This window comes from Sutcliffiella halmapala (genome assembly GCF_002019665.1).
Lineage (GTDB): Bacteria > Bacillota > Bacilli > Bacillales > Bacillaceae_I > Sutcliffiella_A > Sutcliffiella_A halmapala.
The window spans coordinates 928,291-953,940 of the sequence record NZ_KV917375.1 but is presented as its reverse complement, the minus strand read 5'-3'; the positions used below and the strand labels follow the sequence as shown (position 1 = coordinate 953,940).

At 36.2% G+C, this 25,650-nt stretch carries 29 protein-coding genes; 9 read left to right on the top strand and 20 right to left on the bottom strand.

Annotated elements, in window-relative coordinates; translation table 11 throughout:
* Positions 1-4: 4 nt before the first annotated feature.
* The gene (locus tag BK580_RS04440; protein WP_078379194.1) at positions 5-814 is read left to right on the top strand and encodes a cobalamin-binding protein; all 810 of its coding nucleotides are present in this window, start codon (positions 5-7) and stop codon (positions 812-814) included.
* 118 nt (positions 815-932) lie between these two features.
* Here BK580_RS04440 and BK580_RS04435 read toward each other — a convergent pair whose 3' ends face one another.
* The 5 genes from BK580_RS04435 to BK580_RS04420 form a co-directional block, all read right to left on the bottom strand.
* The gene (locus tag BK580_RS04435; protein WP_078379193.1) at positions 933-1,649 is read right to left on the bottom strand and encodes a 3D domain-containing protein; all 717 of its coding nucleotides are present in this window, start codon (positions 1,647-1,649) and stop codon (positions 933-935) included.
* A gap of 158 nt (positions 1,650-1,807) precedes the next feature.
* Positions 1,808-2,131 carry a YuiB family protein gene (locus tag BK580_RS04430; RefSeq protein WP_078379192.1) on the bottom strand — a complete coding sequence of 108 codons (324 nt, stop codon included), beginning with the start codon at positions 2,129-2,131 and terminating at the stop codon, positions 1,808-1,810.
* A 392-nt stretch (positions 2,132-2,523) separates the two neighbouring features.
* On the bottom strand, positions 2,524-2,649 hold the full coding sequence (locus tag BK580_RS23510) for a YuiA family protein (protein WP_169864815.1): 126 nt from the start codon (positions 2,647-2,649) through the stop codon (positions 2,524-2,526).
* A gap of 179 nt (positions 2,650-2,828) precedes the next feature.
* On the bottom strand, positions 2,829-3,308 hold the full coding sequence (locus tag BK580_RS04425) for an NUDIX domain-containing protein (protein ID WP_078379191.1): 480 nt from the start codon (positions 3,306-3,308) through the stop codon (positions 2,829-2,831).
* Between the two features lie 110 nt (positions 3,309-3,418).
* Positions 3,419-4,645: an NAD(P)/FAD-dependent oxidoreductase gene (locus BK580_RS04420; protein WP_169864813.1), complete on the bottom strand. Its 1,227-nt coding sequence runs from the start codon at positions 4,643-4,645 to the stop codon at positions 3,419-3,421.
* 434 nt (positions 4,646-5,079) lie between these two features.
* On the opposite strand from BK580_RS04420, the gene BK580_RS04415 reads away from it, so the two are divergent.
* Positions 5,080-6,072, top strand: a complete 993-nt coding sequence (locus BK580_RS04415) for an NAD(P)/FAD-dependent oxidoreductase (protein ID WP_078379189.1) — start codon at positions 5,080-5,082, stop codon at positions 6,070-6,072.
* Positions 6,073-6,126: 54 nt separating this feature from the next.
* Here BK580_RS04415 and BK580_RS04410 read toward each other — a convergent pair whose 3' ends face one another.
* Positions 6,127-6,870 (bottom strand): hypothetical protein, encoded by a 744-nt coding sequence (locus BK580_RS04410; protein WP_139364839.1) that lies wholly within the window; start codon positions 6,868-6,870, stop codon positions 6,127-6,129.
* A gap of 114 nt (positions 6,871-6,984) precedes the next feature.
* Here BK580_RS04410 and BK580_RS04405 point away from each other — a divergent pair, with 114 nt between their 5' ends.
* A complete protein-coding gene (locus BK580_RS04405; protein WP_078378567.1) occupies positions 6,985-8,163 on the top strand; it encodes an IS256 family transposase in 1,179 nt (392 codons plus the stop codon).
* 150 nt (positions 8,164-8,313) lie between these two features.
* Here the strand turns inward: BK580_RS04405 and BK580_RS04400 are convergent, their stop codons facing one another.
* Positions 8,314-8,694, bottom strand: a complete 381-nt coding sequence (locus BK580_RS04400) for a hypothetical protein (protein ID WP_078379187.1) — start codon at positions 8,692-8,694, stop codon at positions 8,314-8,316.
* A 53-nt stretch (positions 8,695-8,747) separates the two neighbouring features.
* Between BK580_RS04400 and BK580_RS04395 the strand changes: the two genes are divergently transcribed.
* Complete coding sequence (locus BK580_RS04395) at positions 8,748-9,287, top strand: hypothetical protein (protein WP_078379186.1); 540 nt, start codon at positions 8,748-8,750, stop codon at positions 9,285-9,287.
* A 59-nt stretch (positions 9,288-9,346) separates the two neighbouring features.
* Here the strand turns inward: BK580_RS04395 and BK580_RS04390 are convergent, their stop codons facing one another.
* The 3 genes from BK580_RS04390 to BK580_RS04380 all read right to left on the bottom strand — a co-directional run bounded on the left by BK580_RS04390 (position 9,347) and on the right by BK580_RS04380 (position 12,154).
* Complete coding sequence (locus tag BK580_RS04390; RefSeq protein WP_078379185.1) at positions 9,347-9,709, bottom strand: HesB/IscA family protein; 363 nt, start codon at positions 9,707-9,709, stop codon at positions 9,347-9,349.
* A 116-nt stretch (positions 9,710-9,825) separates the two neighbouring features.
* Positions 9,826-10,683 carry a diaminopimelate epimerase gene (gene dapF / locus BK580_RS04385; RefSeq protein WP_078379184.1) on the bottom strand — a complete coding sequence of 286 codons (858 nt, stop codon included), beginning with the start codon at positions 10,681-10,683 and terminating at the stop codon, positions 9,826-9,828.
* A 235-nt stretch (positions 10,684-10,918) separates the two neighbouring features.
* Positions 10,919-12,154: a NupC/NupG family nucleoside CNT transporter gene (locus BK580_RS04380; protein ID WP_078379183.1), complete on the bottom strand. Its 1,236-nt coding sequence runs from the start codon at positions 12,152-12,154 to the stop codon at positions 10,919-10,921.
* Between the two features lie 313 nt (positions 12,155-12,467).
* On the opposite strand from BK580_RS04380, the gene BK580_RS04375 reads away from it, so the two are divergent.
* Positions 12,468-13,163 carry a DUF2225 domain-containing protein gene (locus BK580_RS04375; RefSeq protein ID WP_078379182.1) on the top strand — a complete coding sequence of 232 codons (696 nt, stop codon included), beginning with the start codon at positions 12,468-12,470 and terminating at the stop codon, positions 13,161-13,163.
* A gap of 32 nt (positions 13,164-13,195) precedes the next feature.
* Here the strand turns inward: BK580_RS04375 and BK580_RS04370 are convergent, their stop codons facing one another.
* The gene (locus BK580_RS04370; RefSeq protein WP_078379181.1) at positions 13,196-13,432 is read right to left on the bottom strand and encodes a YuzB family protein; all 237 of its coding nucleotides are present in this window, start codon (positions 13,430-13,432) and stop codon (positions 13,196-13,198) included.
* Positions 13,433-13,861: 429 nt separating this feature from the next.
* On the opposite strand from BK580_RS04370, the gene BK580_RS04365 reads away from it, so the two are divergent.
* Entirely contained in the window at positions 13,862-14,929 is a 1,068-nt protein-coding gene (locus BK580_RS04365) for an NAD(P)/FAD-dependent oxidoreductase (protein WP_078379180.1), read from the top strand.
* Positions 14,930-15,121: 192 nt separating this feature from the next.
* On the opposite strand, the gene BK580_RS04360 is transcribed toward BK580_RS04365, so the two are convergent.
* From BK580_RS04360 to BK580_RS04350, 3 genes are read right to left on the bottom strand one after another with little or no spacing between them, the layout of a single operon-like run.
* Positions 15,122-15,538: a hypothetical protein gene (locus tag BK580_RS04360; RefSeq protein ID WP_078379179.1), complete on the bottom strand. Its 417-nt coding sequence runs from the start codon at positions 15,536-15,538 to the stop codon at positions 15,122-15,124.
* Positions 15,535-16,104 (bottom strand): replication-relaxation family protein, encoded by a 570-nt coding sequence (locus BK580_RS04355; RefSeq protein WP_078379178.1) that lies wholly within the window; start codon positions 16,102-16,104, stop codon positions 15,535-15,537. Before BK580_RS04355 ends, BK580_RS04360 begins: the two co-directional genes overlap by 4 nt.
* Positions 16,052-17,350 carry an FtsK/SpoIIIE domain-containing protein gene (locus BK580_RS04350; protein ID WP_078379177.1) on the bottom strand — a complete coding sequence of 433 codons (1,299 nt, stop codon included), beginning with the start codon at positions 17,348-17,350 and terminating at the stop codon, positions 16,052-16,054. Before BK580_RS04350 ends, BK580_RS04355 begins: the two co-directional genes overlap by 53 nt.
* A gap of 267 nt (positions 17,351-17,617) precedes the next feature.
* On the opposite strand from BK580_RS04350, the gene BK580_RS04345 reads away from it, so the two are divergent.
* A complete protein-coding gene (locus BK580_RS04345; RefSeq protein WP_078379176.1) occupies positions 17,618-17,815 on the top strand; it encodes a helix-turn-helix transcriptional regulator in 198 nt (65 codons plus the stop codon).
* Between the two features lie 202 nt (positions 17,816-18,017).
* On the top strand, positions 18,018-19,379 hold the full coding sequence (locus BK580_RS24010; RefSeq protein WP_078379175.1) for a M23 family metallopeptidase: 1,362 nt from the start codon (positions 18,018-18,020) through the stop codon (positions 19,377-19,379).
* A 389-nt stretch (positions 19,380-19,768) separates the two neighbouring features.
* On the opposite strand, the gene BK580_RS04335 is transcribed toward BK580_RS24010, so the two are convergent.
* Both BK580_RS04335 and BK580_RS04330 read right to left on the bottom strand, forming a co-directional pair.
* Positions 19,769-20,233, bottom strand: coding sequence for a hypothetical protein (locus BK580_RS04335; protein ID WP_078379174.1), 465 nt, complete (start codon positions 20,231-20,233; stop codon positions 19,769-19,771).
* Positions 20,230-20,925 carry a DUF3800 domain-containing protein gene (locus BK580_RS04330; protein WP_169864810.1) on the bottom strand — a complete coding sequence of 232 codons (696 nt, stop codon included), beginning with the start codon at positions 20,923-20,925 and terminating at the stop codon, positions 20,230-20,232. The genes BK580_RS04335 and BK580_RS04330 overlap by 4 nt, the downstream gene beginning before the upstream one ends.
* 677 nt (positions 20,926-21,602) lie before the next feature.
* On the opposite strand from BK580_RS04330, the gene BK580_RS04325 reads away from it, so the two are divergent.
* Positions 21,603-22,499 carry a hypothetical protein gene (locus BK580_RS04325; RefSeq protein WP_078379172.1) on the top strand — a complete coding sequence of 299 codons (897 nt, stop codon included), beginning with the start codon at positions 21,603-21,605 and terminating at the stop codon, positions 22,497-22,499.
* A 539-nt stretch (positions 22,500-23,038) separates the two neighbouring features.
* On the opposite strand, the gene BK580_RS04315 is transcribed toward BK580_RS04325, so the two are convergent.
* The 4 genes from BK580_RS04315 to BK580_RS04300 form a co-directional block, all read right to left on the bottom strand.
* Positions 23,039-23,890 (bottom strand): N-acetylmuramoyl-L-alanine amidase family protein, encoded by an 852-nt coding sequence (locus tag BK580_RS04315; protein WP_078379170.1) that lies wholly within the window; start codon positions 23,888-23,890, stop codon positions 23,039-23,041.
* A gap of 17 nt (positions 23,891-23,907) precedes the next feature.
* Entirely contained in the window at positions 23,908-24,192 is a 285-nt protein-coding gene (locus BK580_RS04310; protein WP_078379169.1) for a phage holin, read from the bottom strand.
* A gap of 13 nt (positions 24,193-24,205) precedes the next feature.
* A complete protein-coding gene (locus BK580_RS04305; protein ID WP_078379168.1) occupies positions 24,206-24,457 on the bottom strand; it encodes a hemolysin XhlA family protein in 252 nt (83 codons plus the stop codon).
* Between the two features lie 118 nt (positions 24,458-24,575).
* A complete protein-coding gene (locus BK580_RS04300; RefSeq protein ID WP_078379167.1) occupies positions 24,576-25,631 on the bottom strand; it encodes a PIN domain-containing protein in 1,056 nt (351 codons plus the stop codon).
* Between the last annotated feature and the right edge of the window lie 19 nt (positions 25,632-25,650).

Below are 25,650 nucleotides of genomic sequence, written 5' to 3'. Positions count from 1 at the left end.
CAATATGCGGCTTATTTCATTATGTCCAAGTAACACAGAACTTCTCCACTACCTCCAACTGACCGATGAGCTTGTAGGTGTGGATGATTTTTCCGATTGGCCAGAAGAGATCGGTCACTTACCTAAACTAGGTCCAGATCTCCAGATAGATATGGATAAAGTAGCGACTTTAAATCCTGATCTAGTCCTAGCAAGCTTGAGCGTACCTGGTATGGAGCGAAATATAGAAGCTTTACAAGAAAGAAAAATTCCCCATATTGTGCTAAATCCACAATCTTTACAAGACATTCAAGATGACCTTCTCAAACTTGGTAAGTTAACCAATACAAACGAGCGTGCAAGACAAGTTGCATCCTCTATGAGAACCATGATAAATAGCTATAGTGAATTAGCAGCTACCATCACTTCCGTCCCTCAAATCTATTGGGAATGGTGGCCAAAGCCTGTATTTACACCAGGCAATATAAATTGGTTAACTGAAATAAGTGTACTTGCAGGAGCGACTAATATTTTCTCTGATAAACAAGTCGCAAACTATCAAACCGATTGGCAAGAAGTAAAGGAAAGAAACCCTGATGTTATTTGTATGATTTGGGTAGGGGTAAAAGAAGCTAAGATGAAACCAAAGCACATTAAAAAACGGCCAGATTGGGCAGACGTTACAGCTGTTCAATCGGATAATATATTGGTATTAGAAGAGAACTTATTTTGCAGACCTTCTCCTAGATTATTAGCAGGCTTACAAAAAATTGCCCACCAATTGCATCCTGAGGTTTATCCGCAAGCCATTTCCACTGATCCTTTATTAACATAGTGAAAAGGTCGATATTATCGCTATTAAGTGATAGTATCGACCTTTTATTAAAATTGAAATAGTAGTTATTAGAAATTAGCCATCTTCTTCAAGCTGCTTTACTGCTTTCCTTAACCTGTTATCTCTTATTATCCTTGATAAATTGTTGACGAAATACTTGCATACCCTCTTCTTCATTTAATGACGTTAACTCTTCTTCCGTTATCTTTCCATTACCTTTTTTGACGATATATACTTCCAAGTTTTTCTTGCCCCATTGGGTGAATACATCTTCTACTGTTTCATAATATAAATCTATTTTATTCCCTTTAATTGCGCCACCTATATCAGCCACTACTCCATACCCATAACCAGGGATAAACAGAATAGTTCCTATAGGGAAAACATTTATATCGGCTGCAATTGTAGAATAAAGATCTCTCCGTACTTTTAACCCTGAATATGTAATCCCATACCCCGGATCGTTAGAGGCTTTTCCTGTTGATTCATAGCCTGCTGTATATCCGGTTGCCAATACAGAATGGGTTTGATACTGATTCCAGTCGACAGAATCCTCTAATGTTGCAGGTGTTTCCACTGCTTCTTCCGATGACACAATTGTTGGAGTTGCAGAAGCAAAATTCAACTTTTTCCAACCAAGACCAATCTTTTTAAAAAAGTTATTATTATCGTCGAGTGAATCCTCTTCTCCTAAGGCATATACCTCATTGTCTTTGAGCCATTTCTGTAATGTCGTAGCTTCTACCCCAGACAAAGATTGAAAGGTTACTAATAAGGCTAACGTAAATAAAATTCCAGTAACCATCCTTCGGCATATCGTTTTCGCCGTCTTCATGTGATACAATCACTCCTCTCACAAGATATTTCTTCCCTATTTTGCAAAGAAATATTCCTTTTGAGAGTGATTTATCTAGTAAACACGTTATTTTTCCATTAAATGTTAATAAACTATTAAATTTTTCCACAAAAAAAATCGACATATGCCGATTTTGATTAGAACATTTGATATCCATTTTTCCTAAGCATTCTTATAACAATTCCAGAACAAATTGCTCCTGTAAAACCGCTAATTAAAATAGTTATATCCGCTACTTGTAAGGAAGCTATCTCTGATCCTAACGTTGAAAATGCTACTCCTGGTTTCGTGAAAAAATCCATAAGCTTCACATCATCTTGTCCGATAATCCAAACACAAACAATTGGATAAATAATAGCCATTATCCATGACATACGTAATAACATATTTAGAAGGAATCCAATTCCAAAAAATAACACAAAAAATAGTACTACGGAAATAAGTAAAATTGGTATATTCATACCAAACACCTCCAATACACATCTTTTCTAAGTGTACTGAATGGGGTGTTTCGAGTCAATTAATTTTGAAGAACAGATAAAAAAATTTGTCCACTTTTGTCAGGATTATGTCGCTCTTCGTGAGGAATTACCTCCTTTGTTCCTAAGCAAAGGAGAGTAGCCTGTTGGAATTACTTCCTACAGGCTACTTGCCATCTTTATTTTAGGCTCTTTTCGTAAAGATTGTTGCTTTAAGCTGGTGAAAAGTCGGCATTTGGACTTTTTACCGTCATTTTGCTTAGAAAATAGAAGAAGGCTCTCGATTACATAATGGAAAAGAGCACGATTGCAACGATAATGACGGGTTGATTCTATTTACGAAAAGCAACAAAGTATGCGAAAACAGCCTTCTTTTAAGATTTTCTACCACTACCTCCACAGCATGAGCAAGTTTCTGATCCGCCTAATAAAAGCTGAAAATACCCTTTACCTGAACAATAAACACAATCCCTGTTCTCTGTTTGCAGTTGTTTTTTCATTCCTTATCCCTCCAGATGTTTTGTCTTTAACAGAAAGCTTAATTTAATTTAATTTTCTGATAATATAACATCGTTCAAGAATTATGAAAAGGGACGAAATAGGCGAAATTAGGTTATGTAAGCGAATACATCATATTAAATCTATAATTTACTCTTTTTCTCTTAAATTTTCGGAATTATTAGAAAAATAATTTATACGAGCTATATCCAAAAATATCTCCAGGATTCATAGGGCTGGATCCCTTTAATAGAGAATATTCCGCTTGTTTCATACAGTAATGGATAAGCAAAGAAGTATCTGGATCCTGCTCGAGTTCTTCCACTGTTTTAAATGCAGCATCGGAAAGCTCACTTTGTTGAAAAACAACCTCTGAATGTAATGGTTTACAAAGAAAAATAATCATATTATCACTGATTTTTTCTTTAATAACTCCTGTACGAACCCCCATTATCCCTTCTACACTAACCTCAATCCCTGTCTCTTCAAGAATCTCTCGTTTAACTGCTTCGTCTACTGTTTCGTTTGCATCTACAAACCCAGCTGGAAACGACCATTTCCCTTTTAATCCCCCATATCGCTTTTTGACCACCAACCAGTTTCCTTCTTCAGATATAACCACTCCCGCAACTCCAAGCCAAACATTTCCTCTTTTTGTCATAGAATATCCCCCTTGGTTCTCTACTACCTTCTATGTTATCAGCAAATTTGTGCAAGAAAAAGAAAAGCTACCCTTTTTTTATAAAAGAGTAGCTTTTCATAACTTATATCTTAAAGAACATTAAATTTTCCTTTTTTCATTACAAGACCTGCTCCACCAATCATGTATAAAGCACGGTTATCAACCATCTTCTTCATGAAAGAAGCTTTTGAGCCTACGATTTTACGACCAAATACTACGCCAATCGCATCATCTTCTCCTAAAGAACAAACTGTTCCTTTTAAGTCAGGAGTGAAGGTTTGTAATTCACCTTGGCCACGAACTAGAACAGCCAAGTTTTTCGCACATACTTCCCCTTGCTGCATCGCAATTTGTGCAGTTGGTGGGTATGGACGGTTAATTTCTTCGTTAATGATTAAAGAACAGTCTCCAACGATGAATACATCTTCATGACCTGGTGCGCGTAAGTAAGGATCTACTTTCACACGTCCACGCATGTTTTCGAATCCAGAATCTTCTACTAAGTGGTTTCCACGAACACCAGCAGCCCAAACTACTGTGCCAGCCTTAATTTCTTCCACTTGCTCGTCTTTTGCAACGATGATTCCTTCTTCTGTTGCTTCTTTAATTGCCGTACCAATTTTGAACTCGACACCTTTACGCTCTAAAGTACCTACTGCATACTCTACAAGCTCAGGGTCAAAACCAGGAAGCACAGTTGGAGCAGCCTCTACACAAACTACGCGGACTTTTTCATGTGGTACATCAAACTCACTGCAAAGCTCAGGGACACGATTTACTAATTCACCCAAGAATTCAATTCCAGTAAATCCTGCTCCACCAACAACGATTGTTAAGCGGTCATCACGACGTTTTAACTCAGTGTTGTACGTAGCAAACTGATATTCGATATGCTCTCTAATTTTACGCGCAACATTTAAGTTAGCAATCGTGAAAGCATGTTCTTTTAATCCTTTAATTCCAAATGTTTCTGCTTCATAACCAAGACCAACGACTAAATAATCGTAAGAGATTTCGCCACCTTTAGTTAAGGAAACCGTCTTTGCTTCTCTGTTGATTCCTGTTACAGTATCATGTAAGAAGTGTACTTTGCTCTTATCAATAACATCAGAAACTTTGTAACGTGTACGATCTGCTGCTAAAGTACCTGCTGATGCTTCATGTAACCATGTTGACTCATAATGGTAATCATTTTTATTGATAAGTGTAATCTCTGCTTCATTTACACCTACTAATTTTTGAAGACGTACTGCCGTCATTAATCCACCATATCCTGCACCTAAAATAACTATACTTGGCTTTTTCAAACGAATCACATCCACCTTTATACATAATTTTTTATAAAATATAAGAAAAAAATGAAGACGCTGACAAATTTCACTATACCTATTCTTACTATCCACTTAAAGGATTACTTTTATTTGAAAAATAAGAAGAAAATCTTTGTGAAACACTTCACGAATAAGAACGGCGAAAAAGTGCGTAATTTGTCACATAAAATATAATTGCCTATTTAACATCATATTCTTTTTCTTGACTTTTTTCAAGACTAAATGATTGTTTTGAAACCTTTAGAAAATTTAAATAAGTATAGTTACTTCATATTCTTATAAACAACCTTCTTAATAGTATATTACAGCATTTTTCCATGACTGTGACAGCTATTATCATTATGAGAAAAGATATTATTTGAAAATTGTGCTATGATAAAGGAAGAAAGTTATATCAATGTTTAGGGGGATAGACAGCGATGACTGAAGAACAAAAAGTATATGATATCACCATTATTGGTGGAGGACCAACAGGCTTATTCACTGCTTTCTACGGAGGAATGAGGCAAGCAAGTGTCAAAATTATTGAAAGTCTACCACAACTTGGCGGACAACTATCTGCTTTATATCCGGAAAAGTACATATATGATATTGCTGGTTTTCCGAAAATTCGTGCACAAGAGCTAATAAACAATCTAAAAGAGCAAATGGCTAAGTTCGAACCAACGATTAGCTTAGAACAATCTGTTCAAACTTTAGAAAAAATGGGCGACGGAACCTTCAAAATTACGACGGATAAAGAAACTCACTATTCCAAAGCAATCATCATCACTGCTGGAAACGGTGCTTTCCAACCACGACGCCTAGAGCTTGAAAAAGCCGTAGAATACGAAAATAAAAACATCCACTACTTCGTAGATGATATGAACAAATTTGCTGGCAAAAAAGTCGTTGTATTTGGCGGCGGGGATTCCGCAGTAGACTGGGCACTAATGCTTGAGCCTATCGCTGAAAAAGTCACGCTCGTTCACCGTCGAGACAAGTTCCGCGCACATGAGCACAGTGTCGAAAACTTAATGAACTCAAAAGTAGAAGTAAAAACACCATACGTACCTTATGAATTAGTGGGAGATGCTAATGCCATTAATCAAGTTATCTTAGAAAAGGTAAAAACAGAAGAAAGAGAAGTTCTTGATGTCGATGATGTCATCGTCAACTATGGCTTCGTCTCTTCTCTTGGACCAATTAAAGACTGGGGCCTTGAAATCGAGAAAAACTCCATCGTCGTAAATTCCAAAATGGAAACAAATATCCCAGGCATCTACGCTGCTGGCGACATTTGTACCTACGACGGAAAAGTAAAACTAATTGCGTGTGGCTTTGGCGAAGCTCCAACTGCCGTAAACAACGCAAAATCCTACATCGATCCAAAAGCTAAAGTACAACCGCTTCATAGCACTAGTTTGTTCTAATTAATTGGATAAAAGCCAACCCTAGATAGTATCAGGGTTGGCTTTTTGTATGCATTAGTCCCTACTATGAAGGTGCTGAGGGGGATTATGGTCATGCTTTTCCCTTCTTCCAAAATCCATGTACCCTAACTCCACTTTGGGGGCATGCTTTTCCCTTCTTCCAAAATCCATGTAACCTAACGCCACTTTGGGGGCATGCTTTTCTTTTCTTCCAAAATCCATGTAACCTAACGCCACTTTGGGGGCATGCTTTTCTTTTCTTCCAAAATCCATGTATCCTAACTCCACTTTGGGGGCATGCTTTTCCCTTCTTCCAAAATCCATGTATCCTAACGCCACTTTGGGAGCATGCTTTTCTCTTCTTCCAAAATCCATGTATCCTAACGCCACTTTGGGGGCATGCTTTTCCCTTCTTCCAAAATCCATGTATCCTAACGCCACTTTGGGAGCATGCTTTTCTCTTCTTCCAAAATCCATGTATCCTAACGCCACTTTGGGGGCATGCTTTTCCTTTCTTCCAAAATCCGTGTCCCCTAACTCCACTTTGGGGGCATGCTTTTCCCTTCTTCCAAAATCCATGTATCCTAACGCCACTTTGGGGGCATGCTTTTCCCTTCTTCCAAAATCCATGTATCCTAACGCCACTTTTGGGGCATGCTTTTCCTTTCTTCCAAAATCCATGTACCCTAACGCCACTTTGGGAGCATGCTTTTCCCTTCTTCCAAAATCCATGTAACCTAACGCCACTTTGGAGGCATGCTTTTCCCTTCTTCCAAAATCCGTGTACCCTAACTCCACTTTGGGGGCATGCGATAAAGTCCATATAATTGTGTAAATAGAAAGGTCACCATCATGACCCGTGGTGTTACAATGTTTTCGACCAAGAAAACTACACGCACGGAGGACATGATGATGACCCAAATCAATATTACTATAAATTTAGAAGATCTCAAAGAGAAAATCGAAAAAAGCGCTTTAGAATCACCTGTAAAAGCATCCCTTTCCCTTATTTTAAATTCTTTGATGGAAAAAGAAAGAGATGAGTACATCAACGCACTCTCTCATGAGAGAACTGAAGAACGCCGATCCTATCGGAATGGGTATTATGAGCGTGAGTTGATTACGGGAGCTGGTTCTCTAAAACTTAGAGTTCCTCGTACACGAGATGGGGAATTTTCTACCACTGTCTTTCAAAAATATGCACGCTGCGAACAGGCTCTTATTCTTTCCATGATTGAAATGGTGGTAAATGGGGTTTCTACACGAAAGGTAACGAAAATTGTAGAAGAGCTGTGTGGGAAAAGTGTGTCTAAATCTCTCGTTTCCAATTTAACCAAAACACTTGATCCTATCATCAACGAATGGAGAAACCGTCCATTAAACACGTTTTACTACCCTTATGTTTACGTGGACGCTCTATATATCAAGGTTCGGGAAAACCAAAAGGTGGTGTCTAAAAGTGTTCATATTGCTTGTGGGGTGAACCAAAACGGGCATAGAGAAATCATTGGCTTGAAAGTTAATCACTCGGAATCCACTGAAAGCTGGTCTAATTTCTTTGAGTACCTAAAATCTAGAGGACTTCAATCTCCTAAAATGGTGATCTCTGATGCCCATGCTGGTTTGGTTTCTTCCATTCAAACATCATTCTTAGGAACCTCTTGGCAGAGATGTGTGGTCCATTTCTTAAGGAACATCATGGACACCCTCCCTAAAAAGACAACAGAAGCTCGACAAGAGCTTAAAGACATGTTTCAGAACTCGGATATCAAACTTGTAAGAGAGATGAAAGCCCGTTTTGTGGAAAAGTACCAAGACACAAAGGGCTTCAGTAAAGCTATTAATAAACTAGAGGATGGGTTTGAGGACGCTATTCAATTTCATTCACAACCAGTTCAACACCATAAGAACCTACGTACCACTAACATGTTAGAACGTGTTAACAGAGAAATACGTAGAAGAGAACGAGTCATTCAGATTTTCCCTAATGAACAATCTGCCAATCGAATCATTGGAGCCGTTTTAATGAATATAGAAGCAGACTGGAATAAGCATAACATCCCCTATCTAAAAGATATCAAGCCTAATTAACCCTAAAAGATAGTGGTTAAGCCTAATTTCAAATTGACATCGAGCCTCTGTGGGCATGATGAAAAGCCAGGAAGCCAGGTTTCTTAAACCTGGCCTGCCCACGCAGGCTATCATGCCCACCTCTCGATGTAAATTCGAAATACGTATCGCTCACCTAATCTTATTTATTGTCTTGTCGAAACTCATTGTTGACACTTTTACACAATAATATGGACTTGACTGGGCATGCTTTTCCCTTCTTCCAAAATCCATGTATCCTAACGCCACTTTGGGGGCATGCTTTTCTCTTCTTCCAAAATCCATGTAACCTAACGCCACTTTGGGGGCATGCTTTTCCCTTCTTCCAAAATCCATGTAACCTAACGCCACTTTTGGGGCATGCTTTTCTTTTCTTCCAAAATCCATGTCCTCAGTCTTCTCGCAAACACCTGCAACAGAAATCAACAGGGAGTCTAACAAGTACCCCACACCCCACCTATTTTCAAAATAAGTCGTTAACAAAAATATACTCCCCATTCCTGTAACTTCCATCCCCTCCACTACGTCAAAGAGATTGACCGAAAAAATAAATGAGGTGACAAATAATGAAAAGCATAAAAGTGCTCATCTTATTCTTCCTCCTTACTCTTTTCTCGCTTCCATTCGCTTCAACTAGTTTCGCTTGTTCCTGCCTACCACCTGGTTCACCTTCTCAGGAATTAGACAAATCTGATGCTGTTTTTACAGGAGAAGTCACAGGAATTAAAGGAAAATATAATAGCACGGTAGAAGCAAAGATTAATGTGAAAGAGTCATGGAAAGGAATTGATGCAACGGAAGTCACAGTCTACACTGCTAACGATTCAGCCAGCTGTGGCATTGACTTTGAGGTAGGAAAAGAATACATCATTTATGCCTATCTAGAAGACGGAAACTATACTACGTATCTTTGCACAAGAACTGCAGAGTTATCATACGCCCAAGAGGATATAAAGGAGCTAGGTGAAGGAAGCACCCCTACTAAAAAGGGAGATACCTCAGCCAACTCTCCATCCACTCAAAACCTAGTCGTTGGATCTGTCGGACTAGTGCTAGTACTTGGTGGCTGTTTCTTTTACCGCTGGAAATCAATGAAAGTAGAATGATAAACAAAAGCACGCTTCCATATTGTGGAGGCGTACTTTTTTCTTTTATATTTTATTTGTTAACAATCTTCCGGCTTTCCTGCTTCTGTTGCCGTACGGAAAGACGATCCACAGCCACAATTCGCAATCGCGTTCGGGTTGTCGATGGTGAAGCCGCCGCCCATCATGGATTGTTTGAAATCAATTTTCACATCTTGTAGGATTGGCTTGCTTTCCTCGTCGATAAGGATTGGAATACCGTGCTGAACTAGCTCGATATCTTTTTCGCCTTTTTCTTCTTCAAAGCCCATTCCATAGGAAAGCCCGCTACAGCCTCCGCCTTTTACTCCAACACGGAGAAATACGGATTCCCCGCCATGTTCTTTCATCATATCTTTTATTTGAAAAGCCGCTGCTTCTGTAATTGTAATAATTTCGCTCATTATTATACACCTCCTAAAGAATTTCCATCCTTCTTCTTTCTATTATACCTATTAAATGAGCAGCTCTCAATATTACTGCTTTTTACTAGTATATGCGCGAGATTATATCTTACGTGTTAGTTGTAATAAAAAGTACCGGCACAAATTGTTTCAGCTGGTCCTCGCATTTTCACAGAGCCTTGATCCGTCCATGTTATAAATAAATCGCCGCCAGCTAAATGGACGATTGTTTCTTTGTTCCGAGCAGTTTTATTGTTTAATACGGAAGCAACTACAGCCGCACATGCTCCTGTTCCACATGCTTGCGTGATGCCTGAGCCTCGCTCCCATACTCGAAAATGCAGTTCATCATCAGATACTACTTCAACGAACTCAACATTTACTCCTTCTGGAAAACGTGGATCTTTTTCTACAATAGGACCGAGTGTTGTAAGTGGTGCTTCTTTTATATCATCTAGATAAAAAATAACATGGGGATTTCCCATCGATACAGTCGTTATATGATAAGTCGTTTCCCCAACTTGAAATGGCTCATCCACCAATTGATTTTTTTGCTCGACAAGAATTGGAATTTCTTCCGTACTTAAGCGTGGTAACCCCATATCAACTGTAACAGTATTTACTTTGCCATCTTCTACATCAACGGCCGCTTCTACTAAGCCAGATAATGTTTCAATAAGAAAGGTTTCTTCCTTTACTATTTCATGCTCATAAGCATATTTCGCGACACAACGCAGTCCGTTGCCACAGTTTTTCCCTTCCGAGCCATCATTATTAAAGATCCTCATCTTTACAGGGGCAACTTCGGATGGGCATATTAAAATTAAGCCATCAGACCCAATGCCTGTATAAACATTGGCCACTTTTATCGCAATATCTGAAAGTTCATTTTCTGGAATCTTTTCTTCAAACATATTCACATATATATAATTATTTCCTAATCCATGCATCTTCGTAAATAGAAAGGAGCGCATCTTTTACATATCCCCCAGCAAAATTATTATTTCTTTCAAGTATAATTACATAAAGAATAGAACACAATAGAAACATCCCCCGTTTTATATGAAAAACTCAAGTATCATTTGTTTCCCGGAAGGAACATGATAACTTGAGTTTTTCTTGGTTTATAAGGATATTTTTCAGCAAGAAGAAATCGAAAAAAAAAGAAGCGCATCTGCCGTATGGCAAGTGCGCTTCTTTTTCTAATTCTTATAATAAAAACATACCAGCAATTGCTGCACTTAAGAAGTTCGATAATGTACCTGCTATGATAGCACGGAATCCTAATCTTGCAATATCCGGACGGCGGCTTGGTGCTAAGCTTCCAAGTCCACCTAACAGGATAGCCAAAGATGAAAGGTTTGCGAATCCACATAGTGCGAAGGAAATAATTGCAATTGACTTGTTGCTAAACATGTCAATTTGTCCAGCGAAAGTTGTGTATGCAACAAATTCATTTAACACTAGCTTTTGACCAATAAGATTCCCGGCAGCAACTGCTTCACTCCAAGGAATACCCATTATAAATGCAATTGGAGCAAATAAGTAACCTAAGACGAAATCAAGTGAGAAGTTTTCAGCTCCAAACCAACCACCAATTCCACCTAACATTCCGTTAAGAAGAGAGATCAACGCGATAAATGCCAATAACATCGCACCAACATTTAACGCAAGTTTTAATCCATCAGAAGCACCACGAGCAGCAGCATCGATAACATTCGTTGGCTTTTCATCATCGCCGGCATCGATTTCAGCTTTTGTCATTACTTTTGGTTCTTCCGTTTCAGGTATCATCATTTTAGCCATGATTAATCCACCTGGTGCTGCCATGAAGCTCGCAGCTAAAAGATATTCTAAAGGAATGCCGAGTGCTGCATAACCGAATAATACAGAACCAGCAACTGAAGCTAGTCCACCTGTCATGACTGCGAAAAGCTCTGATTTTGTCATGTTAGCAATATAAGGACGAATAACAAGTGGTGCTTCTGTTTGTCCTACGAAAATGTTCGCCGAAGCAGACAAAGATTCTGCTTTACTTGTACCTAAAAGCTTCGCCAAACCACCACCAATAAATTGAATAACGATTTGCATAATACCTAAATAATATAAAACGGATATTAATGCTGAGAAGAAGATAATGATTGTTAACACATGGAAAGCAAATATGAAACCTGTCGTTTCTCCACCAGGTGTCCCTAAAACAGGCCCGAACAAGAAGCCAATCCCTTCATTTGCATAGCCAATTATATTTTGAACTTTATTTGTCAGCCAAAGAAAGCCCTGTCGACCAGCTTCCCATTTAAGTACAATAAACGCAAAAAGTAATTGGATAGCAAGTCCACCTAAAATTGTACGAATTTTGATCTTACGTTTGTTCTCTGAAAGTAGAAATGCAATGGCAAAGATCACTGCAATCCCCATTAATCCCCAAAGGATATTATTCATAAATTTCACCTCTATTAGTAATTTCTTCAAGTTGTTCGTCGTCAGACATCTAACTATTACTTAAACACTTTACTACGAAATGAAAGCGTTTAAAAGAACTTTTTTTTGTAAATAAGTTACAACATGCTGAAAACGTCCATTTCTATTGACTCTACCTTAATAAAATACCCTCTATTAATAAAATAATGTATAGAGATATCACTCAATTATCTCTCTGCATTAGGTATAAAGTTTCATTTTTGATTCAGTTTTCTTCCTCTTGTAGTGCTTTTGTATTATAATTGCAATATCTTTTCAAAAGGATGTGTTCGTAATGGAGCGATTTTTTGATCGTAAACAAACATGTACAATTTGTGAACAGGACTATACAACTAAAAAGATTAAATCACGCTTCGTTCGACCTTTAACACATGATACTGATTTTTGTTCTACATATTTATCAATTGATACAAATCCATTGCTTTACTATGTTAGTGTTTGTCCTCATTGTGGATATTCCACCACCGATGAATTTAGTGATTATTTTCCAGCTGATACAAAAGCAACAATCAAATCAAAAATCCAAAAACATTGGCAAAAGAAAAATTACGGACAATTAAGATCTGTTGATACTGCTATTAACACATATAAATTAGGAATTTATTCTGGAATAATAAAAAAAGAAGCTTCTATTGTGATGTCGGGATTATATTTGAGACTAGCATGGATTTATCGTACGGTTGAAATAAATGAAGTACAGGAAAAACGTTTTCTAAAACTTGCGGCTGACGAGTTAGAACGTTCTTATTCTAATGGGGATTTTGAACGGACTAGCATGACAGAAATCAAGTTGCTCTATTTAATAGGTGATCTTCACTCGCGCTTAGACAACAGTCGTCAAGCTATTCGGTTTTTGCAACTTGTTATACAGCATAAGGATAAAGAAACCACCAAAATACTTGTTGAGAAAGCTAAAGATCGCTGGTACGACATTAGAAACAATCAAAAGAAAATGCAAATTTCTTCATAAAAAAATCAGCACATTGAGTTTGTGCTGATTTTTTAAAACATTGGATTCTCATCTAAATATTGATAGATGTTTTCTACCAATTGTTCAGGCGTGCTGCCGTTGACCACATCTCCATTTACTAATGCAAATAAAGAGTCGAAACATTTTCCACAATACCCCAAACAACCATATTCTACTATATCTAAGTTAGGATCCTTTTCAAGTACTTCTCTCGCTTTTTGAGATCCACTCGCTAAATTACTTATACAAAACTCTATGATTGGCTTCAACTTTTTCACCCCTCTATTGCACCTTCATGCTACCTTTTTTTTCTCTTATCGTCAATTATTTGCTATTAGGTAATGTTTACAAAAATGCAAAGTGATTAAAGTGTTTTTTCAGAAGTATACCTACGGGGGCACTATAATTCATACCTTCTCTACTTTGTTATAATAGCACGCTATATTCCCGTATTTTCGTCACTAACTCACCCTAAGTATTTTATGAAAGAATGTTGTTATTTTGTCATAATTCCGATATACTTTTAATGATATTTTAATTAAACGTGTTATACGCATTCAGGTATGAAAGCGCAATTGGGTTATCCTATGTGCTTTTTTTCACATATTTTTTCTATATTACTAGAAATTACAAATTTTCAATAGATATCTTCATTAAAAATGATATTTTTTACTAGCTTAAAAAGGAGTTTGGCTGCTATGAAAAAACTTGTTGTACTTGGCGGAGGATATGGAGGAATGCGTGTCCTACAGCGCCTTCTTCCAAACCAGTTACCAGAAGATACGGAAATTGTATTAGTCGACAGAGTTCCGTATCACAGTTTAAAAACAGAATTTTACGCACTCGCTGCTGGAACAATCTCGGATCATCATGTACGCGTAACATTCCCAGAACATCACAAACTTTCAGTAAAGTATGGTGAAGTCACAAATGTAGATATGGAAGGTAAGACGATTCATTTTATGGATCAAAGCACACTTTCCTTTGATGATCTAATTATCGGACTTGGCTGTGAAGATAAATATCACAATGTTCCTGGTGCAAAAGAGCACACATTTAGTATTCAGTCCATCAATAATTCAAGAAAAGCTTACCAGGCTTTAAATGACTTAGCAGCGAATAAAGTTGTCGCCATTGTTGGTGGTGGTTTGAGCGGAGTGGAAATTGCTAGTGAGCTTCATGAAAGTCGTCCTGACTTAACGATTAAACTATTTGATCGTGGAAATATTATTCTATCAAGCTTTCCAGAAAGATTGAGCAAGTACGTTCAAAACTGGTTTGAAACGCACGGTGTAGAAGTAATAAATGGCTCCAACATTACTCAGGTAGAAGCAAATACGCTCTATAATCATGACGAACCTGTTCACTGTGATGTTATTGTTTGGACAGCCGGTATCCAACCAAACAAAGTTGTACGTGATTTAGATGTGGAAAAAGATAATCAAGGTCGTGTCATACTAACGAAACAGCATAACATTCCAGGCTACGACCATATTTACGTAGTTGGAGACTGTGCTAGCTTACCTCATGCTCCTAGTGCACAACTGGCTGAGGGACAAGCTGAACAAATTGTACAGGTTTTAGTAAAGCGTTGGAATGGTGAAGCCCCACCAGAAAGCTTCCCTCCAATCAAACTAAAAGGGGTGCTTGGATCCCTTGGGAAGAAGCATGGCTTCGGATTAGTTAATGATCGCCCGCTAACTGGTAGAGTGGCTCGATTATTAAAATCAGGGATTCTTTGGATGTATAAGTATCATAATGGGTAATCTTCCCTTTACTTATCCACAATTTCATAAAATACTTATATGACAACATTCATAGAAGTATTTTTTACTCAAAAGTGCATTCATTTTTATTGAAATGCACTTTTTTTGTTGGGTTTTCGTTGGGTTTCAAAGAGCCTGTTGTAATTTCCCCCAAGGTCTCCCATAAATCCTGGCGTGAAGTTTGGTAATAATTTAAATCGCATTCCCAATCTCCTTTAATACCATTAATAACATAGGCATAATTTGAATAAGCACATAACCTAATCCAGCGTTTTGAATTCCTGACCACCCTCTCTCGCTTTTTCCCAACATGAAGAAAAAGCAAGAACCTACTATTATAACCGAACACACAGGGAAACTAAGTGCTACCATTAAATCCACAAGTGGATCCAGAGCATGAGCAATTACTTCTAATGTTTTCTCACCTATAAATTGTGTAGCTCCAACTGGTATAGCTTCGGGAGCAGAAGCAAAAACTGGCTTAGCAGCGATTAACGGAATCGCTATGGAAGTAGCTACCTTTTGTACGACCTTGCCATACTTTCTTTTTTTCTTTTCCTTATAGCTGCCAGACATAAATTCGTTAATCGACATAGTTTGAGTTCTCATCTTAAATCCTCCCAAAGATAGACTTTGCCTTGCAAACCTTCGCATAGCTTCTCCAGTTTTTTCATTCTAAAGGCAGTTGTGGTCACCCATACCAATGAGAATTGTGGATTGTATGTGGATAACTTTCTGTATTTTTTGATTTTTTTAATATTTTTCGCCATGGACTGCTTATAATCAATCTCAATAAATTGGTGGAGTTTGTTGTAGATATATACGGCATCTGATATGAGGGAGATGTTGTTTACGGATATTTTGACTTCATTTTTCCATGTGGATGGTCGCCCAAGGCAAATGTATAAATCGTTACGCATTAAATAATGATTCACCTGTGGTGTTTTTTTTCGGACTTTTTCAGCTTGAACCATTTCCCGGCCAGCAGCATTCAAATAGTATATTTTCTTTTTGTGTTCATGGAAATGAGCTATATACTCAGCCATATTACTTAACACTCGCTGGGCGTTACGGTCTTGCCCTAATCGGTGCATTCGTTGCAGTTGCTCTCTCGATAGGTAATCACATTTCTTCAAGCTTAAAAGTATTTCTTCTAGTCTCTTCTGATTTTTCAATTGTAGATTCCTCCTTTCGTGGTTTGATCACTATGTGAGGAGTCAACAATTTTTCAATTTGTTTATTATGAATAAAAGGCGTTTGTACAATCTGTACTCCATCAGGAGTTTTATAAATTGCACGGCCAACCACACTTAGTTTTTCTGCTCCCGCCTCATCTAGCACCACTCTTGAGGCTATAGCATCCCTTAACTTATAAGTGATTACCGTATCGCAATTTTGCTTAATCTGTTTATTCATGACATCAGCAGTAGGATATTGACTACAATACACTAGTCTATAACCTAATCCAGCACCGATTCTTGCTATTTCCGAGAGCGCTTCTTCACACTTACGGGCTTTTTCCTTCTCTTCTTTGCCGGTGAGGATTTGTGGCGAGATTTGTGCTGCTTCATCAATAATAACGAAATGTCGAGTATCAACCCCAGCTTCTTTAATGTCTTCGCATCCATTTTTGTCCATCCACTCCTTCATATTTTCCATTTCTTTTTTTACATTCAACAGAGCAAGTAAAGCTTCATCTAAGTTTGTGGCCACATTCTCTACTTGTTTTACATTCTTAAATCGTGTAAATGCTAAGCCCCCTTTTAAATCGATAAGGGTAAGCCTTGTATTTTCTGGTTGATTATTAAGTAAATTGGTGATTAAAAGCTTCAAGTAAACTGTTTTTCCTTTCCTAGTTGCCCCAGCTAAAGTTATATGTCCACGTTCCATGTCGTGATTAATAAATCCGTACCTTGTTTCTCCTAAAATTACTTCCCATTCCTTGCATTGATCTAGCATTGTCTCTTCAAAGTTGATTCTAGTAGGCATATTTCGATCTAAAACCTTAATGTGTAGCATCCCATCAAAATGGAGCACAATATCTTTATCAGAAATGTATCTATTCTCAAATAATCCCTTTATCTGATTAATCAACCCTTCCTTAAAATTAAGATTCTGAAGCGCCTGTAAGTCAATAACTCCCTTTCGATTGTTTAATCCATCCCTTAAATGATCAATCTTCTTTTCGAAATCATTAAAAGACAATCCTAACGGTATGCGATAGACATACTCCTTTCCCCAGTCATGCTTTTTCTTTCTATATAGCTGAATAGATTTGATTTCGCTCCCTTCCTTTACGCAGAGTCCACAATTCAAAGTAATTTTTTTAATCTTCTCTCCATCATCTAGTTCAGAAGTTTTCAAATAACTTAATCCGACTAACCCAGCAGCGAAAGATGTTGTGATGATTTCAAACAGCATTTCTTCACCCCTTTTTATTATTTAGTAATAAATAGTTGCATGATAAACGACAACAATACAGAGGGTTTGCATGTTGATATAACTGGATTTTCATCTGTCGTATCACTATACATATACAGTCATTTCAAGCGACCTCTGTATACGTATACTGCAGCGAATATTTTGCTGAATAGTAAAGGGTATGAAAAGTGAGGTTTGTCCTAATACAAAAAAGTTTAGAGGACAAACATTATTTTTATAGAACTTTAAAATGTGAGGTGATAATGAATGGAAACTAAATTAAAGAAGATCCACAATGAGACAGGTATCAAACAATCTTTTGTTGCTGAAAAAGCCAAGCTTACAAAAGGAGCATATAGTCAAATTGTTAGGGGGGAATCTATGCCTTCTTTGCCATCGGCTATTCGGATTGCGAGGGTGTTAAGCGAAACTGTGGAGAATTTATGGGGAAATCAAATCGAATAGGGATATCTAAAAAAAACAGATTAACATTGGATAAACCTAAGGTCTAAAACTATTTTCAATTCGTCATATTTTAATTTCATAAAAAAAATCAAGTAATACTTTCTACCTATTTTGTAATTTTTTTAAAATATTTGTAATATTTCGTGTTAATATCAAAAAGTGCTATTTTTGCAAAATAATAATTTAGTAGGGGGAAATTAAGTTGTTTTTCAAGAAAATGAGGTTTATTGTAGTATTTAGCTTTATCACATTTACCTTTATCAGTTTTTTTCCAAATGTATCTTTGGCAGCTGCCACTTTTATCGTTCCTGCAGAGGGTACACTTACTCAAGGATTCAATCCTCCAGCTCATAGAGGAATTGATATTTATAAAGAACCAATTCGTTCAACTATCAAGGCAAGTGCATCTGGTATAGTAACTAGAGCTTCTGGAGGTTGTGGACCAAGAACAGATTATTGTAACGGCGGGTTAGGAAATGTCGTATATATCCAACACGAAATAAATGGACAAGCTTATGAATCCGTATATGCTCATCTCTATGATTCTATTAATGTTACAGTAGGTCAACGTGTAACACAGGGGCAAAAAATCGGCGAGATGGGGAATTCCGGAAGAGTTACTGGAGCTACCGGAATCCATTTACACTTTGAATTATTTAAAGGAAATAGAAATAGTGGAGTTGCAATAAATCCTTATGATTACTTTGGAAAAGATTTATCACCTACTCCTCCCAAAAATACTAATCCTGAGTCTATATATCATGTAATTCAAGTTACAAACCCACAATGGGGGCTTTACAGAGAAGCAGGAAACGATTCAAGTAAATATATTGAGTCTTTAAAAAATTATGACCAATGGTACATGGTTGTTAATAAACAACAATGGGTTAACGGTACTTTGTTTTATCATATAATTAGAGGTACAACTGACTATGGATGGACTGCGGCTAGTCAAGTAAGTACTATTACTCCTGTCTGGCATACTGTACAGCACGAATCACAAGGATATGATAGAGCAATTGTAGATGATAGATATAAAGTTCATACTATACCAGCTGATGCAGAAGTTAGAATAATAAGAGAAAACAGCACTATGTATTTAGTTAACTATAATAACTTCCCACAATGGATTTTAAAGAACCCTCCACCTAAAAATACGGGGGTAGAACCTATTTACCATGCAATTCACGTAACAAACCCACAATGGGGGCTTTACAGAGAAGCAGGTAATGACCCAGCAAAATATATCGAAGCATTAAATAAATACGATCAATGGTATATGGTTGTCAATAAGCAACAATGGGTTAATGGAACATTATATTTTCATATAAAAAGAGGAACTACTGATTACGGATGGACTGCTGCTAACCAAGTAAATACTATTTCACCTGTAAATATTACAATAACAAAAGATACACAAGGCTATCATAGATCCACAGTAGATAATGCGTATAAAGCACATCTTATTCCAAAAGGAACTAGTGTGAGGAAATTAGGGGAGACTAGCAACGGAATGTGGATAGTTCTTTATCAAGATTTCCCACAATATATAGTACCAAATTAAATACACAAGTAAGAGCTTCCTTAATGGAGGCTCTTTATTTTATAGGAGGATAACGTGGATTTTATTATGTATTACTAACGGTGAGGAATGGCGTACAATGGGTGATAAACCGTGGGAGTATAAAAAGACTTAGGTGTTATATAGGAAAACCCTTCTCACGTGAGAGGCGTTACTTATTTTAGTATATCCCCAGCAAATAACATAACAGACAAATTATAATAAAACAAAAAGACCCTCTTGTTAAAGAGCGTCTTTTGTTACGCTGATTACGGGTTCAGCGATAGAAACCTTTGTAGATCCTAGACTGTAAGTAAAGGACAATGTTATTATATGCATAATATAAACTTAAAATTACCTTTTGTCAACCATTATTACCTTTTAGTTAAGTTTTATAACACCCATAACGGACTACTTTTAATTTTTCTTTCTACATCGGGATCATCTATTAGATATGCCGTAACAAAACTCGCAGTCATTGCTTGTCTGCTTTTAATACGAAGCACAACAACATAATTATCCGGTGTAATGAGTGTTACTCTTCTATCTTGATCATATTTTCTCTTTTTCGAATCCCATCCAGCGTAATAAGTTAATGATGCATCTGACAATACTTTTTTTATCCATAATATTCTTTTCGATCTATCAGCGCAAAAAATACTTTTATCTTTTTTTCTTCTAGATTGATTCTTAAAAAAAGCATGATCAAATTGATTCGGAGGAAAACTCACTTTAAATCCATCGTGAGTATAAATATCTACATTACAATATTCTTTATGGTAAATTCCTCTATAATCCGATTCCCCACCCAAAATTAATAATTCGGAATATAGAGAAACATTAGCGTTAATAGTCATAATAAATTTATCTCAAAAATATTAAATTTTCTTTCAGATTGATAAGTCCCTTGTATTGGATGTCCAATATATGATTCAACCCTACTAATTACAGATAACTTTGATTCGCTAGTACAATAACCGTGGAATTGATATCCAACCGCACCTATTAATACATCTGCAACTTGTATTAATAAAGAATTATTAGAATCAATAGCCTGTACATTTTCGATGTAAGCACTACTATTTCTAATAAGACTTCTTTTTAATGCAGGCAATCTATCCATATCCTTATTTCTTTTATAGTCTAAAAATATTTTATAATTACTGCCTGGCTCTAACCAATGAAGTAATAATTGATAATAAAATTTATAGAACCCTAATTCATTATCATTGTTATGATATTTTTCAAAATTAACCTTTCGGCTGTCGACTACAATACATCTAAATCGAATAGAATAATTATCGAAAAATAAATCGATAAGTTCTAAATAAAACTCCAATTTAGAAGGTGATACATTTTTCCATTTTATCTCGCCGTTTACATCATGTTTCTTCTTTAATTTTTTTATCAGTTTTTTAAATCTCTCTCTATCTTCATCTGGCAACCAAACGCCACCTATTAGCATATATTTATCTTGATTTATATCCATATTTCTATTTTGAGCCCTCGCAAAAGCTTCCGGCCTACTTTCATCACAATAAATTTCCAAAATATATCTCCTTCCTCTAGGTTTTTATCAATATCTAATCTATAAAAATCGTTTTTAGTCCAATTTATCTATGTAATTATATAACATTAATACCATTTTACCAATAGAAGAATTTGAATCAATTCCACAATAGATTAAGATAGACAAATACCCCTCTCGATCAAGAAGGGCTTATTTGTACCAACGTAACTTTTTTAGTAATTGGGTGTTTTGTGCTGCTGTACCATTGTAGTTATCTATGAAATGTTGGATACCCAGCATTACGTAAATCTTAAACTAGAACATGTTCATTCTGTCCATTTGCTCGGGCATTCAAATGAAATGGAGGGAAATGCAACACTGATACTGCCTTACTTTTGCTGTACGTTGATTATTTTTAATAATAGTTCAAAATAATTATATTCTTCTAGGAATATTCAATGCTAAAGTATTCAATTATATGGTAGTCTACTAATTGTTAATTAACAAATAAGGAATAAAATGTTATAAAAAAGAGCTTTTTGCCTAGGTTAAATTAACTATTTTAAGGAGGAAGAAACTTTATAAAGGGATTTGTACTTATACTTTAAATAAATATACTAATATTTTCCTAAAGTTACATAATCAATAAATAATAGTATATTTCCAAAGCGAAGATAATTCGGATTAAAAAAACAATTATAGAGAGGAATAATAATATGAAAAACAAACTTGCACCAAAAATAATTATTTTTACTATTTTTATCTTTCTATTTTCTACAATTGGACAACCCTTTTTTGCTCTTGCAAATTCATCTAATCCTACAGAAGATTTTGATTCTCATTTCTTTGGTGGGGAATCTCAGTTAGACGGAATTACTATTACAGAGTTTGAAAGATTGACCGAAAGTGAACTTATAGAATTAGGAATTAATGTAGAAGAGGGTTTCGATGAGTTTAATGAAGAAATATTACGTGATGACTTTGATTTCGAAGCTGCTGTAGAAAATTTGGATATTTTCAATATGGATGATGATGAAAAAGAAACTTTTTTAAAGATTATTCAAGAAGTAGCAGCCACTTCCGGTACTGAAGAGGTTGAATTATTAGAAGAATCCCTAATAAACTTGTTTGATAGTTCATCAGAAACATTCAGCGATCTTGAAGCTGCCCAAGAGGAATTAATTGAGAATTATATAGAAAAAGTTGAATCAGAAAGCAGCGTTGTATTTACAAGTATTAACAAATTTGTTTTTGGGGCAGAAAAAGTACATGCTTCTAACCAGAAAAAAGGGAAAGTTAGAGTTGGTGTTTATTTTACTGCTGCCGCAATTAATACTCTTGTTGGTGGAGTTGTTGGTGGCGGATTTTCTGCTATTAAGAATTTTATAAAAAAGAAAGGAAAAAATGTAGCACATAAAGAATTATCAAGAGTAGCTACAGCAGCCGCCTTAAAATTACAAATTAAACAAGTAAGAGGTGTAGCTATTGCTACTGTTATGAGCAGTGCTGTAACTTTCGCCCTTAATTACCTTGATTTTGGTTATGGTATTGCTCATTCTATTGACTTACTAGATTGGTACCCGAATAATGATTGGATAGATATAACTAAATAATGAAGGGGAAATCAAGTTGAAGTATCTAAGGTATCTTATTTATTTTGCAATCGCAACTACCGTAGTCTATATTCTTTCTAAATACGTAGCCACTGACAAAAATATTTTAGGACATATAATTAGTTTCGTAATATTCGTACTAATGGTTTTTCCTATGCTGTATTTGGAAGTCTTCAAATTCCAAAAAAGGTCAAATAGTTAAATTAAAACAACTAAAAGATAACCATGATAATGTAATAACTATTAATAAGCCCTCATATTTTGAGGGCTCTTTTTTTATAAATCATTTAAAAAATAATACTTATTTTTCAAATACCAAAATGGACCTTTATCTTTTATCGCTAAAATCCCAGTGTAACAGCTTACGTGTTTTAATCCATTGAAAGTGTCCATAACCAGATAATCTGTCTCTTGCAATGGTTTGTGACAATATCCGCATTGAATCTTCATTTACTCACTCCTCTAATTAGATTTTATAAGGAAATACTTCTACTAATCAGAGGAAAAACCTTCCTACAAATTACAATTTTCTACATTTCTTACCCTAAATAATTTTTAACATTGGCTGCAGTCTCGAAGCGATCTCTTCCAGACAAAACTACAAATTTATCTGCCTTTAAATCATCGGTTGTTCCTCCGACTACAAATAATTCTTTGGCTACTTGCTTGCCCCATGCTACGTTACGAGTGAAGATTGGACAATTTAAACGGTTGGCTAATGCTTCTGCATTTGGGTAATCAGCAAATGAGTTGATTACAATAGCTTGATTTAACATAAATGGTTCCTCCTTTGGTGGTACAGGTTTAGGTGGTACCGGTATTGTAATTGGTTTCTTTTTTAAATTACCGTAAGCAACTATGCCAGCCACAATAGCACGAGCGCATGTTCTTCGGTATGCATCTGACTTTAGTAATGCTAGATCCTCCTGATTTGTCATGAAGCCACATTCGACCAAGGCTGCTGCGCGATTAAATTCCCGAAGCATGTGGAAATCAGCTCTTTTGTGACCTCTGTTTTTAGGATGTTTGGTAAAAGACATCATTTGTTTCTGGATCTCTGCTGCAAGTCTATCCCCATTTGGTGAGTTACCGTTCCAGCTAAACGTCTCAATCCCTCTTACGTTATTAAACCCACCACTGCCATAGGCGTTCGCGTGGATGGAAACTAACACATCAGCGTTCCAGGCATTAGCCTTATTCGTACGCTCCGTTAATGGAACGTCACGATTACTCTCATGCGTATGCAGCACTTGCACATTTTCATAGGTCAATAACTCTTGGGTAACATAACTAGCTACTACACTATTAAAATGAAATTCGAGCATGGTGTTATCTGGAGACCTTTTCCCGGCTGTTTGTGGACCATGCCCTGCATCAATGACTATCTTCATAAGTCTTGTCCACCTTTCTATTTTAGGCTCTTACTTTTAGTTTTTAATAAGCCTTGTGCTTGTAGAGCTTCCTTCTGCTGATCGCCTTTTGATGTAATATAGTTATTTTTAAACCAGGCGATCAATGCAGTAACAATAGTAAAGAGTAGGGACACTATATAGTATGCGGCTTCTATAAGGCTTGTGACTTGTCCATCCTCAATTGGGAGCACAGGCTTGCCTACCATGATTAATGTTTGGTTAATTAGCGCAATAAAAAGAAGCACCGTCCGAATGACAGTACCTTTGTCAAAGTTTTTCATATTTTTTCCTCCTTTATTGTTGTAAAACGGCATAAAAAATAGCGATTGCCCCACCGATTATTCCGGTGCAAATCGCTGTAATAAGAGCTCCTGTGATGGTCCGTCTAATCCATCTCGTATTGTCTTCTATCTTATCTAGAGAACGATTAATGGAGTTGATTTGCTCATCATGTATAAAACCTTTGCTTTTCACTTCAACCATTTCTTTTTGAAGGGTTTTAATATCACCCTTCATTTCAACAATGTCTTTATCATAGTGATTCATGTTCGTCGCCTCCAATGGCTTTGACCCCCTAACAATGAGAGCCCACAGAATAATCTGTGGGCTCTCATTTTATCTTTTAGTGTTTTTCAAGTTCTTACTTCTTAACTTGAGATAGATGCTACAGAAAATCTATTTCTTTCTCTACATAATCGGTCATTTCAACTTCGTCAAGAGAATATGTTATGTCTCCAGTTAGATAAATTTGTGCATTGCTACTTTCCGAGATCATTCCATCTCCAATATCACCTCTTTCGAAAGTTGGATCTATTGTCTCTATACTAAAACTAACATCTAATTCTACACCAAATGAAATTAGCAATTCGTTCTCTTCTATATCCAAAGTTACTTCAAGTATCTCGAAGTCCATCCCATTAATATAACCGTCGGTTCCCCACCCGCTAAAATATTCTCCTTCAAACTGGGAATTCATTAGAAGGTCATTAATCGTATAATACAATGAAGAATTTCCGTCAAAATAGTTTATTAATTCTTTTTCTAACAGGTTTTTATCGTATTCATAATTATCAATGAAGTATTCATGTAGATTATCTTCTTCATGTTCAAGAAATGACCCAACTGAATTGTAAAAAAGAAGTCCGCTAATATCATCTACTAGGTCTTCATGAATTTTTTGTTTACTCATATCGGCAAAATCTTTAGTATTATTTGAAATGAATACTATTGTCTCTGGATTTTCTTTTTCGCAATATTCAACAATACTTTGCCAAAATATAGCATCTTGAAAAGATAATTTATTCTCTCCAAAAGGTTTAATTCCATTGAAGTATTTCTCTGAAATATGGCTTACAACATTTTCTCCAGTTGGATAGCCAACTATTTGTATGAGATTATCTTCGATAGTCTTATCTAAGAATTGTCTATATCTTTCAACATGCTTTTCAGCTCTTAACATCTCCAAGTTAAGATCAAGTGTGTTTTCTATCCCTAATTCTTCTATTTTTTTGCTTACGCTGTTCCTAACTGCTCTGATTTCTTTTAGAACCGGCCGGACGTTATCTCTATATTTTTTTAAAATTTCGTGATAGTTAAATTCAGTAATGCAAAGTGTAATTGGCTCGTGGTTAGTAAACTTCAATAATTTCTTTATAGCACTACTTTTAAAGAAAAAATCGTTATGCACAACATTCGTATCAATAAAAATTAAGTAACTCATATTGCTCCCCCTCTTTTCA

What these genes read in the sequence shown, in the direction of transcription:
- BK580_RS04440 (WP_078379194.1), top strand. Translation starts at nt 5, where the DNA reads ATGCGGCTTATTTCATTATGTCCAAGTAACACAGAACTTCTCCACTAC.
- BK580_RS04435 (WP_078379193.1), bottom strand. Translation starts at nt 1,649, where the DNA reads ATGAAGACGGCGAAAACGATATGCCGAAGGATGGTTACTGGAATTTTA.
- BK580_RS04430 (WP_078379192.1), bottom strand. Translation starts at nt 2,131, where the DNA reads ATGAATATACCAATTTTACTTATTTCCGTAGTACTATTTTTTGTGTTA.
- BK580_RS23510 (WP_169864815.1), bottom strand. Translation starts at nt 2,649, where the DNA reads ATGAAAAAACAACTGCAAACAGAGAACAGGGATTGTGTTTATTGTTCA.
- BK580_RS04425 (WP_078379191.1), bottom strand. Translation starts at nt 3,308, where the DNA reads ATGACAAAAAGAGGAAATGTTTGGCTTGGAGTTGCGGGAGTGGTTATA.
- BK580_RS04415 (WP_078379189.1), top strand. Translation starts at nt 5,080, where the DNA reads ATGACTGAAGAACAAAAAGTATATGATATCACCATTATTGGTGGAGGA.
- BK580_RS04405 (WP_078378567.1), top strand. Translation starts at nt 6,985, where the DNA reads ATGACCCAAATCAATATTACTATAAATTTAGAAGATCTCAAAGAGAAA.
- BK580_RS04400 (WP_078379187.1), bottom strand. Translation starts at nt 8,694, where the DNA reads ATGGAAGTTACAGGAATGGGGAGTATATTTTTGTTAACGACTTATTTT.
- BK580_RS04395 (WP_078379186.1), top strand. Translation starts at nt 8,748, where the DNA reads ATGAAAAGCATAAAAGTGCTCATCTTATTCTTCCTCCTTACTCTTTTC.
- BK580_RS04390 (WP_078379185.1), bottom strand. Translation starts at nt 9,709, where the DNA reads ATGAGCGAAATTATTACAATTACAGAAGCAGCGGCTTTTCAAATAAAA.
- dapF (WP_078379184.1), bottom strand. Translation starts at nt 10,683, where the DNA reads ATGCGCTCCTTTCTATTTACGAAGATGCATGGATTAGGAAATAATTAT.
- BK580_RS04380 (WP_078379183.1), bottom strand. Translation starts at nt 12,154, where the DNA reads ATGAATAATATCCTTTGGGGATTAATGGGGATTGCAGTGATCTTTGCC.
- BK580_RS04375 (WP_078379182.1), top strand. Translation starts at nt 12,468, where the DNA reads ATGGAGCGATTTTTTGATCGTAAACAAACATGTACAATTTGTGAACAG.
- BK580_RS04365 (WP_078379180.1), top strand. Translation starts at nt 13,862, where the DNA reads ATGAAAAAACTTGTTGTACTTGGCGGAGGATATGGAGGAATGCGTGTC.
- BK580_RS04360 (WP_078379179.1), bottom strand. Translation starts at nt 15,538, where the DNA reads ATGAGAACTCAAACTATGTCGATTAACGAATTTATGTCTGGCAGCTAT.
- BK580_RS04350 (WP_078379177.1), bottom strand. Translation starts at nt 17,350, where the DNA reads ATGCTGTTTGAAATCATCACAACATCTTTCGCTGCTGGGTTAGTCGGA.
- BK580_RS04345 (WP_078379176.1), top strand. Translation starts at nt 17,618, where the DNA reads ATGGAAACTAAATTAAAGAAGATCCACAATGAGACAGGTATCAAACAA.
- BK580_RS04335 (WP_078379174.1), bottom strand. Translation starts at nt 20,233, where the DNA reads ATGACTATTAACGCTAATGTTTCTCTATATTCCGAATTATTAATTTTG.
- BK580_RS04325 (WP_078379172.1), top strand. Translation starts at nt 21,603, where the DNA reads ATGAAAAACAAACTTGCACCAAAAATAATTATTTTTACTATTTTTATC.
- BK580_RS04315 (WP_078379170.1), bottom strand. Translation starts at nt 23,890, where the DNA reads ATGAAGATAGTCATTGATGCAGGGCATGGTCCACAAACAGCCGGGAAA.
- BK580_RS04310 (WP_078379169.1), bottom strand. Translation starts at nt 24,192, where the DNA reads ATGAAAAACTTTGACAAAGGTACTGTCATTCGGACGGTGCTTCTTTTT.
- BK580_RS04305 (WP_078379168.1), bottom strand. Translation starts at nt 24,457, where the DNA reads ATGAATCACTATGATAAAGACATTGTTGAAATGAAGGGTGATATTAAA.
- BK580_RS04300 (WP_078379167.1), bottom strand. Translation starts at nt 25,631, where the DNA reads ATGAGTTACTTAATTTTTATTGATACGAATGTTGTGCATAACGATTTT.